Below are 13,913 nucleotides of genomic sequence, written 5' to 3' on the forward strand. Positions count from 1 at the left end.
TGACTTATGACACTAGTATAACTGAATACACAGATTTCGGCTACTTGATTTAAAGAATACCAATTTCTAGCGTCTCTACTCAGTCATTTGATAACTGCTGTTATACCAGATATTTTTACATATGTATTTTAGAAAACTGAAGGAATAAATCTTCTCCATTAAAATTAGCAGGTCCTCTTATTTCTGCTTGTTTTAAGGAAATACGGATGATACGTTTCGCTCATACAAATATTATATCTTGAATCAAGGATAGTTTCCACTTAAAAAATCGAGCACTCTTACACCTATTTATGCTATAATTGAAGCATTGTGAAAAATATAGGAGGTTCAAACATGATTGCTGTAAGTAATGTAAGTTTACGCTTCGGAGATCGTAAGCTATTCGAAGACGTTAATATAAGATTCAACCCAGGAAACTGTTACGGATTAATAGGTGCTAATGGTGCTGGAAAGTCAACTTTCATTAAAATTTTATCAGGTGATATCGAAACACAAGAAGGAAATGTCATCATGGATCCTGACGAACGTTTAGCTGTCTTAAAACAAGATCACTTTGAATATGAAGAGTTTGAAGTATTAGAAACAGTGATGATGGGTCATAAACGTTTGTACGAAGTTATGAATGAAAAAAATGCTATTTATATGAAAGAAAATTTTTCTGATGAAGATGGTATGCGTGCTGCAGAACTAGAAGGTGAGTTTGCAGATATGAATGGATGGGAAGCAGAATCTGATGCTGCCATTCTTTTACAGGGCTTAGGAATTGGCGATGAATCTTTATCAAAAAAAATGGCTGACTTAACTGGTTCAGAAAAAGTAAAAGTATTACTGGCGCAAGCTTTATTTGGTAAACCAGATGTCTTATTACTCGATGAGCCAACTAACCATTTAGACTTAAAGGCAATCCAATGGTTAGAAGAATTTTTAATTAACTTTTCCAACACGGTTATCGTTGTATCCCATGACCGACACTTTCTAAACAAAGTATGTACGCATATTGCTGACCTTGATTTCGGGAAGATTCAAGTTTATATAGGAAACTATGACTTCTGGTATGAATCAAGCCAACTAGCGCTTAAATTGTCTCAAGACCAAAATACTAAAAAAGAAGAAAAAATTAAAGAACTTCAAGCGTTTATTGCACGATTTAGTGCTAATGCTTCGAAATCAAAGCAAGCAACTTCTCGTAAGAAAACGTTAGATAAAATTGAATTAGATGATATTCGACCTTCATCACGTAAATATCCTTACGTAAACTTTCAAATGGGCCGCGACATTGGGAACGATGTTTTAACTGCTTCAGGGATTTCAATGGAACGTGAAGGTAAAAAATTATTTGATGACGTACATTTTTCCGTTAATAAAGATGATAAAATCATTTTGATCGGTGATCCAATTGCTAAATCAACATTACTTCGTGTGTTAGCTGAAGAAGTTGAACCAAGTGAAGGATCGATTCGTTGGGGGGTAACCACCACACGCTCTTACTTCCCGATCGATTACAGTGAATACTTTACTGGAAATGAATTATCTCTAGTAGATTGGTTACGTCAGTATTCTCCTGATGATGAAAGTGAAACTTTTTTACGCGGGTTCTTAGGACGTATGTTGTTCTCTGGAGAAGAAGTGAAGAAAAAACCTTCAGTTCTATCTGGTGGTGAAAAAGTACGTTGTATGTTATCAAGAATGATGCTTGCAAATGCTAATGTACTTCTTTTAGATGAGCCAACTAACCATTTAGACTTAGAATCAATTCAAGCTGTTAATAACGGGTTGATTACCTTCAAAGGTGCTATGATATTTACTTCTCATGACCATCAGTTTATTCACACGATTGCCAATCGTGTGATTGAAATTATGCCAGATGGTTCAATACTTGACAAAGAGTTATCATTTGATCAATTTTTAGAGTGGAAAGATTCTCAAGGAATTAAAAATTAAAAATAATCCAGAAAATTGAAAAGCTCCACATAAAGAAAGTCCGAAGGGTAATTGTCCCCTTCGGACTTTTTATTTTGAATTTTTCATAAATCGTCCAAGGAGAGATTTTGATGGCAATTTACTAAGAATTCTATCACTTATTTTTAAAGTTTTTCTTAACACATCAAGTAACTTTTGATCTCCTACCCAATGTTCTTCTAAAATAGTTGCAGAATATTTATTTAGTAGCATATTCACAATAAATGTAGTAACAATAATATCGTCCATAAATCCACCTGGACCAATCAACCCTTCAGAAATAAAATCGAAAGGTGCAATAAAGTACAAGATACCGCTACCTATTAAGACTTTGCTTTTTCCATCAATGCGATTGTCTAATAATGTTCTTGTTAGTAAATGGAATAAATCTGGTGCGAATAGCAAATATGGAGCAAATTTGCTTACACTCCCTGCCCGGGTATTTAAATAGGAAGTGATTTTATTGCGAATCTTCACATAAAAGTCTTGTTGTTTTTGAATACTAGGTAATTTTTCTGTTAATTCTATTTTAGTCATGTTAATCCCCCTTACAACTTACAATTATTAAAACTGAATTTTGAAACTTTTTAACGTAAAAAACGTCTATACTTGTATACGATTAACTGGAGGGTCACCGATATGAAATTATTAAAAGGTAGTGTGTTATTTATAGTGCTGTTACTCATCACTTCATGTAATACAGTTACTGATAAAGACTCTTCTGCTGATAAGCCGGATGCTATAACTGAAGACACAAATAAAGTTGTCGAAGATACTGAAAAAAAAGTAGAAGAACCAGAAAAAGAAATGGTTGACCTATCAAATTTCTTTATGGAGGACGGAGCGGTTGCTAATTACTTGGGCGATGGAAATGAATATGCAAGTTATCGAGCTCGTACACAATGGCATAATGAAAACTCTGTTTCCGTTTACGAAGACAATGGTGGAACTACAGTATTGCGAACTTATCGAATAACAGAAGAATCAATTGATTTAATAAAAGAAGAAGGCGAGTTTTACGACAAATTTAATCCGTCTGATGAGGAATTAAGAACGCTACCTAAGCTCTCTACTCTTCTTCAACTTCCTTTAGAAGAAGGTAAATCATTTGATGATTGGATGATCATCAGTATCAATCAAACAATTGCCACACCTTATCAAACTTTTGAAAAAGGTATTCTTTTGGAAAAGACCGATGAAAGTGGAGCAATCCAGCGTAAGTATTTTGTTTCTAATTTTGGTGAGATAAAACGCGAATTTATTATGAGTGATGATGAAATCGAATTTAGCGTGACGTCAACTCTTGAATCGGTAGAATAAAAAACGTTTAATTCAAAAAAACTTTAGATAGAAGTATTATTTTTTTGAAAAAAGAGAGGCATCCGAATCAGGGGTGCCTCTTTTACATGTCTATATTAGATTTTATACTTTAGATTATAATGCACCTCAAAATCACATACTCAATAGACAAACAATAGTGCCAATTACTAATTTTTTTAATTGGGTAATCTAATCTAGTATTGTTGTTTTAGTATTGAATAGGTCTTCCATCTTTTAGCCACAAAATACCATGGTATGTTTGTAAATCATCATCGCATGCTTCGCAAAATTCTTGCTCTTCTTCGGTCCAGAAAGCCCAATAAGATCCTTTTTGCTGAGCTTCATGTGGATAAATCTTTCTGAATTTAGTCAATAATGATTCTAAATAAGCTATCGCTTCCGCGTCAGTTGAAAATACCTGTTTTTCAATAATGGTCTCTTCCCAACCCGAGAACATCCACCATGGTTCATATCCAGCTTTCATATAAATAATTTCATTCAAAATACAATTCATCCTTTTCTAAATATACCTTATCTTCATTTTAACAAAAGAAGTTTCAACGTCTACTTATTTGCCTATTCTTGAATGAAAAATTCTCATTGTTACCAACACTAAAAAAATCGAAATGATTGATAAGTCCACTAAAATAATATAAGTTAAGTGTACAGGTGAAACCTTTTCTCATGCCAATCGTATGTATTAGATAAGAACTCTAAAGGAGGGTTGCAACATGATCGAAGTAAAGTACTTTTTCGTTCGACATTTGCTGAGTATTCCTATATTTATCGGAAGTTGGACAGCATTACAATCAGGATTAGCCGTTCATTTCGCACTTGCAGGACTTTTATCAATTGGTACTTACGCCATTAGCAATCAGCTCATTAAAATGGTCCAATCACGTATTATCGTTTCAAAGTTTGGATTGACCTTCACAGAGTATCGACATATTAAACTTCAGTTAAAGGAAGCTAAAATAAAACTTAAACAATTAAATGGATATTATTTGAAAGTACGTTCAATACGAGCTTTTAAACAACTTTTTGAAATGAATAACCTTTCAAAACGTATTTTCCAAATTGTTAAAACTAATCCGAGCAAATTTTATCAAGTTGAAAGTTTTTTTTATGCTCACCTCGATACGGCAGTTGAACTTACGTCTAAATATACATTACTTGTTTCTCAGCCGGTGAAAGCACTTGATGTACAAATTGCTTTACAAGATACTCGCGACACACTGCTTGAGCTTAATCAAGTAATGGAGAAAGACTTGCGTCAAGTTCTGTCTTCAGATATTGAACATTTAAAAATGGAACTAGATTTCGCCAAAATTTCACTTAAAAAACATGAAACTCCCCTACTGTTGAAAGGAGAATTACAAGATGACCGAAAATCAACCGGTTAATAGTCAAACAAGAACTTTAGATGATTTACTAAACGCACCTTTTGATTCAACACCACAAAAGATGAATCAAGACCCTATCAATGAACAGTTGCCAGTGAAAATAGTAGATCGACTATCAAAAGAAGAAAGACAAAAAGCACAAGAAATTGCTTCTCAGCTTCCTGCAGGAAATTATGAAGCAATTCTTTCTTTTGGAGCAAATGCACAAACAGAACTTTCGGGCTTCTCTCATCAAATGCTTGATCATGTTCAAAAGAATGATATTGGACCTGTAGGAGATATTCTAAAGGATTTAATGGACAAGCTTGGACAATTAAATCCTGATGAATTAACAAACAAAAAAAAATCAGGCATTAAACGGTTATTTGGAAAAGTTTCTCGCTCTGTTCAAGAAATTATGACTAAATATCAAAAACTAAGTACACAAATCGATCGTATTGGTATCCAACTAGAACACTCTAAAAGAGGATTAATTGAAGATGTTCATATGTTAGATAAGTTGTATGATCAAAATAAAGCCTATTTCCAAGCATTAAATGTATACATTGCAGCAGCTGAAATAAAACGTGATGAAATTCTCAATGAAACAATCCCTGCGATGCGTAAAAAAGCTGAAGCTTCATCTGATCAAATGGCTTATCAAGAAGTAAATGATATGGCCCAGTTTTTAGACCGTTTAGAAAAACGCTTATATGATTTACAACTCTCCCGCCAAATTACAATACAAAGCGCTCCACAAATCCGTATGATTCAACAAACCAATCAGACGTTAGCTGAGAAAATTCAATCGTCTATCATGACGGCAATTCCTTTATGGAAGAATCAAATTGCAATTGCTTTAACACTAAATCGTCAAATGAAAGCAGTGGCATCACAAAAACAAGTGACTAGAACCACGAATGATTTACTCTTGAAAAACTCAGAAATGCTGAAAATGAATAGTATTGAAACAGCTAAAGAAAACGAGCGTGGCATTGTAGAGATTGATACCTTGAAACAAACGCAAGAAAATTTGCTACAAACGATTGAAGAGACATTGCGCATTCAAGCAGATGGACGTGTAAAACGAAAAGCAGCTGAAGTAGAAATTTCGCGTATGGAAGAACAGTTAAAACAGCGACTCTTAATCGTTCATCAAGAACAAGAAAACCGTCCTCATACTTGAGGATGGTTTTTTATATGTAGTAAGTTTATTTGCATGATAAACCTAAAGTTATCTTCCCAATCGTATTATTTAACAACCAGATATAGCATACGACGTAGCAATCTCAACGTTTGGGTGGTGAATTCATCAACATTTTTCGCGGTAGCTGTTTTTGAACCAAACATCATTTGAAATAATTGTAATTGCTCTTCTACTGGTTCTTCAGAACTTAAAAACAAATGAAGGATGTGAATTCCCTTTTTCTCTACTTCAATAACGGCCTCAGCTGTATCGATAATCCCATTCGCCGCATAACCATATGCAGACGGTTCTCCATCAGAAAAAAACAAGATGAATTTATGCTTCTCGCTTCGACTATAAAGTCGTTCTGCCATCCAACGAATGGCTAACCCGTCTCGATTATCTTCATGAGCATCCAATGAAAAAATCGCTTCAGAGTGATCTTTTACACCATCTTCAACTTGATGACAAAATAAAAACGTGTTTGGCTGTTCGTTTTCAGATGCTTCGTAGGCATCTTCAAAATAAGAAACAATATCATGTCGAATCCCTAAATTTCTCAATACATCATGGAATAAGAGCACTGCTTTTTTCGTCTCTTCCATTTTATCAATCATCGAAGCTGAACTATCTACTAAAAGACCAAATACAGCATCCATTGGGAGCGATGGATTATTTTTTTTGTAAAAAGGTTTTGGCCTTTGATCCGTTATTAAAGAGGTCAGATTTGGGGTTAATCTTCCTTTTGATAAACGTGTTCGTTTGCTTTCCTGCTTTTGATCTATTCGTTTGCGAATTTCTTTTGTAAATGCTTTAACTAAAGGTTTTTGTTGTAAACGAATGATCCCAATATTTTCTTTCACGTTAGAATCGGTTCGTAGATTAATTTTCTTTTCTTCGAACGTTACATTTTGATGTTCATCACCGAATCGTTCTCCTGATTGTTTTGTTCGTTTCTTATCAGTCTTTCCGTTGACTTCCCCTAATTGTTTACTTTTTTTATTTGATGTAGACGTACCTGTTCCCTCGTTATCAATTTCGTTTGATTCGTCGCCCTCTTCTATACGCCCATCATTTATCTTCCCTTTATTGCCTTTTGTCAATTCAAATTCAAGATGAGGTCCTTGTTGCTTTTTATTTTCTCGATGCCATGTTCTAAACATTTCTTCAATTGATTCACTAGATGGAGAATTATCTGAATTCTCCTGCTCAATTTGACGCTTGTTTTTATCTTCATAAACTGTCTCCTGTAAGTTTTCGTGAAGTGAAACGAATGTATGAGTTAAATCTTTCGTCAGCTCTTCTTCAAGAGCATACAGAATATCTAAACAAATTTGGCAACTATCTGCTGTACTCTTCGAATCAAAAACAAACTGCCATTTTGAAAGAATTCTTTTGAAATAGATAGGATATTCATCTACTAACAATGTTATGTGTGAACCTTTTCGAAGCGCTATATACAAAAAACTAAATAGACTATCACTTATGAATCCTTTATTAAAATTTACAGTCATTTGTTGTTCATGAAAGATTGAATACACATCTTCACGTACGACAAATGCTGTTTCAGTTCCCGGACGTTGGTGTCTAATTAAATTAGAAAGTCTAAACTCTTCTGCACTCATAGCTAGCTGTAAGGCAAACTCTCTGATTGGTAGATGGTTCACTTCCTCTTTATATCGATTCCATGCTGATAAATCAAAATATCTCCAAAATCCAGCCGTAAGTAAATATAAATCAGACAATTGCCCTTTTTTTTCTATGTCAGAGTCACGATGTTTCCAAAAATGACTTATAGATATAGCTCCTTCTTTTGGTCGGAATTCCATCAGCTTTCGTACAGTCAATGTTAAGTAAGGACTACGACTTAACGCCCTAGCTAATTGTTCTAACTGAATCATGTGTTTGGCGTTTATCGTTTCATTATTGAATTGAATAAATCGATTGACAGATGACACTTTACACACCTCACTTAAGCCAAGTATTCGCAAGTTCCATGACCAACGCTTTTTCACTTTCGTCTTCTAATTTTTCTGCAATTGCATAACGAATTGCTCGTTTTGGGTCAATATATTGAGCAAGTTCTGTTGCATCAAGCAAACTACGAATGGAAGCTGCTTCCTCGCTTAGTAATCCATTCTGGACTTGAATAAATGTATCTTCAGCAAGACTAAGCATTGTATTTATAAGTGACGGTTTAGCTTCTGGGAATTCTCGTACGAATAGTGCACGAAGTGGTTCGCCTGTTAAATAAGGAATAGAAAAAGAAATAAATCGATTTTTCAAGGCTTCATTTAATGGCGTTGTTCCAATGTAACCTTCATTAATTGCAGCAATTACTGTGAAATCTTCATGTGCTTGTAAAACTTCTCCGGTATAAGGATTTGTAAGCATTCGTCTGTGATCGAGCACGCTGTGAAGAATAGGTAAAGTTTCAGGTTTCGCCATATTTATTTCATCGATATATAATATATGACCGTATCTCATAGCTTGGATAACAGGACCTTCCACAAAGTCGATAGCAGTCTGTCCATTATCTTGAATCAATGTTTTAAATCCAAGAAGTGCTTCAGCATCTAAATCAACAGAACAATTAATACTATGCATCGGTTGTTCAAAAAGAGAAGATATGGATTCGGCTAATTTCGTCTTACCAGATCCAGAGGGACCTTTTAGTAAGATATTTTTTTGCAACACAACACTAAGTAATAGGTCTTCCCATAAATGTTCTAGTGGAGATACATAGCCCCCTTTTCCAATTAATACTGCGTGGTCTATCGTATGTTTTCTTTCTATTCGTTTTGTTTGTGACTTTTCGATGATGGATTGTACCCTCAAAGTTAACCCTCCAATTAAAAATAACCGACGCAAAAGTCATCGGTTATTCAAAATATTCTTTATAATAGCCACCAATGTGACCAGTGTTATCAATAACAAAAATGAATTCTTCTGTTTCATTTTTTACTTCATAGTTTTTACCTGAAGTTAAAACATTTGATACTGAGAATTTTGCTGCATTTGTATGTTTACAAGTAACCGTCTTAATCGTTATGGATTCTTTCCAATGGTTATGAATCATGATGTATATGCCCTCTTTTCTATAATCTACATCTAGTATAAACAAGCTGAATCGGTTAATCAATAGATGGGATATTTAGCTTGTTCTCTTTTTCATTTTCCACTGAATGATTAAATAACGGATAACAAATATACTAACAATTAATAGAGATAAACTAATTAAAAAAAGTTGGAGATTATCTAACATAAGTTTATAAGCATATGGAAACGTACGACCTAACTGAAAATAAATCATCATCCAAATAAAGCTTGGAAGAATCGAGTATTTCAAAAATAGTTTTAATGGAAATTTATTTGCACCGACTACATAAGGCATAGCCCATCGAAATCCTGGTAAAAAGAAACTTAAACCTATAGCAATATTTCCTCGTCTTTCTAAATATTTACTAAACGCGTGTATGGGTTTTTTAAGTCTTGTTCTATTTAGCCTATTAATCAATCTTGGACCTAATAGTCGCCCGATAGTATAGGCAAAAAAAGTCGCGCTAACTAATCCAAGATAGGCGGAAATAAAAGCGTAGATAGGATTAAAATCCTTAATTTCCGTTAGCACTCCTGTAAATGATGCAGCGACTTCATTTGGGATAGGTAATCCAAATAATAGGAGCCAGTTGAAGAGAAACATACTAAAATATCCAAACTTTTGTACAAGTTCAATTAAAATTGTAAGATCCACTTTCTTCAACTACTTTCTATTATTCGTTTCTTCTATTTTGCCAAAAAAAAGACAGCTTCGCAAATGCGAAGCTGTTTTTTATACCAACGAGTATAAAGAATAAAACTATCGTTAAGGTTTTTAGACATTTACTCTATTCGGCGAGTAGAAAGAATGTACAATGCACTTTTCTTATTAAGACTCTAATAGTAAATCTTCAGGGTTTTCGATAAGTTCTTTAATCGTTTTCAGGAATCCTACTGAATCTTTCCCGTCAATTACACGATGATCATATGATAGAGCTACATACATCATAGGACGAATTTGAACTTCGTCACCGATGGCAACTGGACGTTTTTGAATAGTATGCATTCCAAGAATTCCAACTTGTGTTCCATTTAATATTGGAGTAGACATAAGAGAACCAAATACGCCACCATTTGTAATTGTAAAAGATCCACCTGTCATGTCTGCAATTTGAAGTTTTTTGTCACGCGCTTTTTTCGCTAACTCACCAATATTTGCTTCAATTTCAGCAAAGTTTTTATGATTTGTATCACGAACTATTGGCACAACTAAACCTTCTTCAGTAGAAACAGCAATTCCTATATCATAGAACTGTTTCAAAAGAACTTCGTCTCCATCAAGTTCTGCATTTACGTAAGGATATTTTTTCAATGCCGATGTAACTGCTTTCGTGAAAAATGACATAAATCCTAAACGAACATCATGAACTTCAAAGAATTTATCTTTTTTACGAGAGCGCAGAGCCATCACATTGGTCATATCTATTTCATTAAAAGTGGTTAACATTGCGGTTGATTGTTTCACTTCTAATAAACGTTTAGCGATTGTTTGACGACGACGAGACATTTTCTCGCGTTTCACTCTACTATCTTCAGCTTTTGGAGCAACAGTAGCTGCAGCCGGAGCAGCAGGTGCTTGTTTCGGTGCATTTGAATGTGCGTCAACGTCTTGTACACGTACACGTCCCATCGGATCAACAGTCGAAACCGCTGTTAAATCAATGCCTTTTTCACGCGCTAATTTGCGTGCTGCGGGACTTGCAATCGTGCGATCTATTGAAGATGATTCTTCTTTAGCCACTGGAGCAGAAGTCATCTGTTGAGTGGGTGCTTCTTGCACTTTTTTAACAGGTGCATCTGCTTCTGCAGGGTCTGCTTCAACTGGATTATTAGTTGTGCTACCGTTTCCAGAACCTTCGCCGACAACTGCAATCACTTGACCAACTTGAACAGTATCACCCTCAGCAGCTAGTAATTCTTGAACTACTCCTGCTTCTTCAGAAATAACTTCAACGTTTACTTTATCTGTTTCCAGTTCAACGATGAATTCACCTTTTTCAACTGTTTCACCTGGTTGCTTTAACCATTGTGCTATCGTTCCTTCTGTAATTGACTCTGCTAATTCAGGTACTTTAATTTCTGCCACTATATTTTCCTCCTCTAATCAATCGATCTTTAACGTGAAACCGCTTCTGTAATAATGCGAGATTGCTCCATTTTATGTGCTTCTCCATCGCCCTCAGCTGGACTTGAACGTTTAACACGTCCAATATAACGTACATTCTTCCCACCAGCTAAATCACGCAAATATGGATCTGCAAATGTCCATGAACCCATGTTTTGTGGTTCTTCTTGTACCCAAGCAATTTCTTTCGCATTCGGGAAACGTTCAACAACCGCTTGAATTTTTTCAGAAGGGAATGGATACAACTGTTCAACTCGAATAATGTGAAGATGATCAAAATCAGTTCCATCCTTTACCTTATCAGCTAAATCAATGGCCATTTTCCCACTAGCAAGTAAAATACGTTCGACTTTTTTAGGCTGCTTTCCAAGACCTGGTTGTTCTAAGATGGTTTCAAACTGGCCAGTTGTCAAATCTGCTACTTTTGCCCCTACTTGTGGATGACGTAGCAATGATTTTGGCGCCATGATAATTAAAGGTCTCATCGTCTCATCACCAAGCATTTTAGCCTGTCTACGTAATATATGGAAATAGTTCGCAGCACTGGAAAGGTTCGCAACAGTCCAGTTATTCTCCCCTGCCATTTGCAAGTATCTTTCTAAACGAGCACTTGAGTGTTCTGCTCCTTGACCTTCGGAACCATGTGGAAGTAACATTACTAATCCAGATTTTTGACCCCATTTTGAGCGGGAAGAAGAAATAAATTGGTCAAACATGACTTGCGCCATGTTAGCGAAATCTCCATATTGGGCTTCCCAAATAACTAAGGCTTTTTCATTTTCTAAATTATAGCCAAATTCATAACCTAGAACTGCAGATTCAGTTAATGGAGTATTATAAACGACAAATGAAGCATTTGCACCCGATATATGGTGAAGTGGAACAAGTTCAGCTCCCGTTTTCTCATCATGTAAGACAACATGTCTATGGGCAAAAGTTCCACGTTGTGCATCTTGACCAGTCAACCGAACAGGATTTCCATCTTGTAATATCGAGCCTATCGCCAATGTTTCTGCATGAGCCCAATCGATTTTTCCTTTTCCTTTAAAAGGCTCTTCACGACGTTTAAGTATTTTTTCAAGTTTCGTAAATGCTGCAAATTCTGCAGGCCAAGATAATAACTCTGCATTCATTTTAACAAGTGTCTCTTCTTCTACCCCTGTTTGAACTTCGGGATATCCATTTAACACTACTTCAGGAATAATGATGTCTTGAAGCTTATTTTCAGGCAATTCTTTCACTTGATCGTAAGAATTTTGCATCGTTTTTTGAATGTCACTTTGTATATTCTTTACTTCTGTTTCTGTAAGGACATTATCTGACACTAATTGCTTACTATACAATTCACGGACCGTTGGATGTTTATGAATTGCATGGTACATCGTTGGATTAGTAACCAAAGGCTCATCCATTTCATTATGTCCAAAACGACGGTAACCCATTAAGTCTATTAAGATGTCTTTACCGAATTGTTCACGATATTCGAATGCTAGTCGAGCGACTGCAATAACTGCTTCAACATCATCTGCATTTACATGAATAACGGGTACTTCAAATCCCTTTGCAGTATCTGACGAATAGTGAGTAGAACGTGAATCATAATATTCTGTCGTAAAACCAATCATGTTGTTTGCAATGATATGAATTGATCCCCCAGTTTGATATCCACGGACACGGCTATAGTTAAACGTCTCTGCTACAATACCTTGACCTGGGAAAGCGGCATCTCCGTGAATTAATACGGAATAGGCTGCTTTTGCATTTTGAACAGGTACACCTGTTTTAGATGTATCTTCTTGTGCGGAACGAGTTTGTCCAGTCACAATTGGACTAACAACTTCCAAGTGAGAGGGGTTATAAGCTAGTTTCACCTTCAAACCTGATTTAGCTGTGTGAGTAGCACCCATGTGGTATTTCACATCACCATACCAGCCTGTTGTAATCTCGAGTGAATTATCTTTTGGCAAGAACGACTCATTTGGAACATGTGCAAAATCTGCAAACATCATGTCGTATGGTTTGTTAATTACATGTGTTAAGACGTTTAAACGCCCTCGATGAGCCATACCAATTAATATTTCTTTAGTTTGTTTATTTTCAGATTGACGAATTAATTCATCAAGGAATACGACTAATGTATCTAGTCCCTCAATTGAGAATCGTTTAGCACCAACAAATGTACGGTGAATGAATTTTTCAAAACCCTCAATCTTAGATAAACGTGTAAGTAATACTTTACGTTCATCTTTAGAGAAAGCTACTTTCATAGATGAAGACTCAATTTTTGATTGAATCCATTGACGTTCTTGTGGATTAATAATATGGGCAAACTCATAAGCAATTTTATCTGTATAAAATGATTTTAATTGCTCGATCGCTTGTAACCCATTTTGAATATTGCTTGGTACATTTTTCATTAACAAAGAAGCTGGAATCTCTAATAGGTCAGCTTCTGATAATCCGTATGAAGAAGGGTCCATTCTTGTGAAATCTTTTGGGCGATCATTTAACGGATAAATATCCGCAGCTAAATGACCATGAGATCGAATTGCATCTGCTAATTGAACAGCTGCTAATACTTTCTCAAAGTTATTTGGTTCCACATGTTGAATTGCTGAGATTTCAGCAACATTTTCATTCACTACTGATGGTGAGCCAAATTCTTTAAATAGTGCACCAAGATCCTCATCGACTGATTCTGGTGACTCAATAAACAAATCGTACATTTCTAATACATATCCTAAGTTTGGACCTGAAAGTTTAGTCCATGGTGAACCAATCGGTGTCCCGTTTTTCGACATTTAGAATACCCTCCAAATTTTTTCAAGCAGTATTTCCTATT

12 protein-coding genes are annotated in these 13,913 nt (G+C 35.3%); 4 read left to right on the forward strand and 8 right to left on the reverse strand.

Features of this window, described 5'->3' with window-relative positions; genetic code table 11:
• The first annotated feature begins 333 nt into the window (after positions 1-333).
• Positions 334-1,941, forward strand: a complete 1,608-nt coding sequence (locus E2636_RS08425; RefSeq protein ID WP_134209805.1) for an ABC-F family ATP-binding cassette domain-containing protein — start codon at positions 334-336, stop codon at positions 1,939-1,941.
• Between the two features lie 69 nt (positions 1,942-2,010).
• On the opposite strand, the gene E2636_RS08430 is transcribed toward E2636_RS08425, so the two are convergent.
• On the reverse strand, positions 2,011-2,496 hold the full coding sequence (locus E2636_RS08430) for a YkvA family protein (RefSeq protein WP_134209806.1): 486 nt from the start codon (positions 2,494-2,496) through the stop codon (positions 2,011-2,013).
• 102 nt (positions 2,497-2,598) lie between these two features.
• Here E2636_RS08430 and E2636_RS08435 point away from each other — a divergent pair, with 102 nt between their 5' ends.
• Positions 2,599-3,279, forward strand: a complete 681-nt coding sequence (locus E2636_RS08435) for a hypothetical protein (RefSeq protein ID WP_134209807.1) — start codon at positions 2,599-2,601, stop codon at positions 3,277-3,279.
• Between the two features lie 208 nt (positions 3,280-3,487).
• Here E2636_RS08435 and E2636_RS08440 read toward each other — a convergent pair whose 3' ends face one another.
• Positions 3,488-3,781: a DUF1033 family protein gene (locus tag E2636_RS08440; protein ID WP_134209808.1), complete on the reverse strand. Its 294-nt coding sequence runs from the start codon at positions 3,779-3,781 to the stop codon at positions 3,488-3,490.
• 229 nt (positions 3,782-4,010) lie between these two features.
• Here E2636_RS08440 and E2636_RS08445 point away from each other — a divergent pair, with 229 nt between their 5' ends.
• Both E2636_RS08445 and E2636_RS08450 read left to right on the forward strand, forming a co-directional pair.
• On the forward strand, positions 4,011-4,682 hold the full coding sequence (locus tag E2636_RS08445; RefSeq protein ID WP_134209809.1) for a 5-bromo-4-chloroindolyl phosphate hydrolysis family protein: 672 nt from the start codon (positions 4,011-4,013) through the stop codon (positions 4,680-4,682).
• Complete coding sequence (locus E2636_RS08450; protein ID WP_134209810.1) at positions 4,660-5,847, forward strand: toxic anion resistance protein; 1,188 nt, start codon at positions 4,660-4,662, stop codon at positions 5,845-5,847. The genes E2636_RS08445 and E2636_RS08450 overlap by 23 nt, the downstream gene beginning before the upstream one ends.
• Positions 5,848-5,912: 65 nt before the next feature.
• Here E2636_RS08450 and E2636_RS08455 read toward each other — a convergent pair whose 3' ends face one another.
• The 6 genes from E2636_RS08455 to E2636_RS08480 form a co-directional block, all read right to left on the reverse strand.
• Positions 5,913-7,862 (reverse strand): vWA domain-containing protein, encoded by a 1,950-nt coding sequence (locus E2636_RS08455; RefSeq protein WP_243840752.1) that lies wholly within the window; start codon positions 7,860-7,862, stop codon positions 5,913-5,915.
• On the reverse strand, positions 7,816-8,685 hold the full coding sequence (locus tag E2636_RS08460) for an ATP-binding protein (protein ID WP_134209812.1): 870 nt from the start codon (positions 8,683-8,685) through the stop codon (positions 7,816-7,818). Before E2636_RS08460 ends, E2636_RS08455 begins: the two co-directional genes overlap by 47 nt.
• A gap of 43 nt (positions 8,686-8,728) precedes the next feature.
• The gene (locus E2636_RS08465; protein ID WP_017378675.1) at positions 8,729-8,926 is read right to left on the reverse strand and encodes a DUF6501 family protein; all 198 of its coding nucleotides are present in this window, start codon (positions 8,924-8,926) and stop codon (positions 8,729-8,731) included.
• A gap of 75 nt (positions 8,927-9,001) precedes the next feature.
• Complete coding sequence (locus E2636_RS08470; protein WP_134209813.1) at positions 9,002-9,601, reverse strand: DedA family protein; 600 nt, start codon at positions 9,599-9,601, stop codon at positions 9,002-9,004.
• Between the two features lie 174 nt (positions 9,602-9,775).
• Positions 9,776-11,032, reverse strand: a complete 1,257-nt coding sequence (odhB, locus tag E2636_RS08475) for a 2-oxoglutarate dehydrogenase complex dihydrolipoyllysine-residue succinyltransferase (protein WP_134209814.1) — start codon at positions 11,030-11,032, stop codon at positions 9,776-9,778.
• Between the two features lie 29 nt (positions 11,033-11,061).
• Complete coding sequence (locus E2636_RS08480; protein WP_134209815.1) at positions 11,062-13,872, reverse strand: 2-oxoglutarate dehydrogenase E1 component; 2,811 nt, start codon at positions 13,870-13,872, stop codon at positions 11,062-11,064.
• Positions 13,873-13,913: the final 41 nt, after the last annotated feature.

It is taken from the genome of Paenisporosarcina antarctica, assembly GCF_004367585.1.
Taxonomy (GTDB): domain Bacteria; phylum Bacillota; class Bacilli; order Bacillales_A; family Planococcaceae; genus Paenisporosarcina; species Paenisporosarcina antarctica.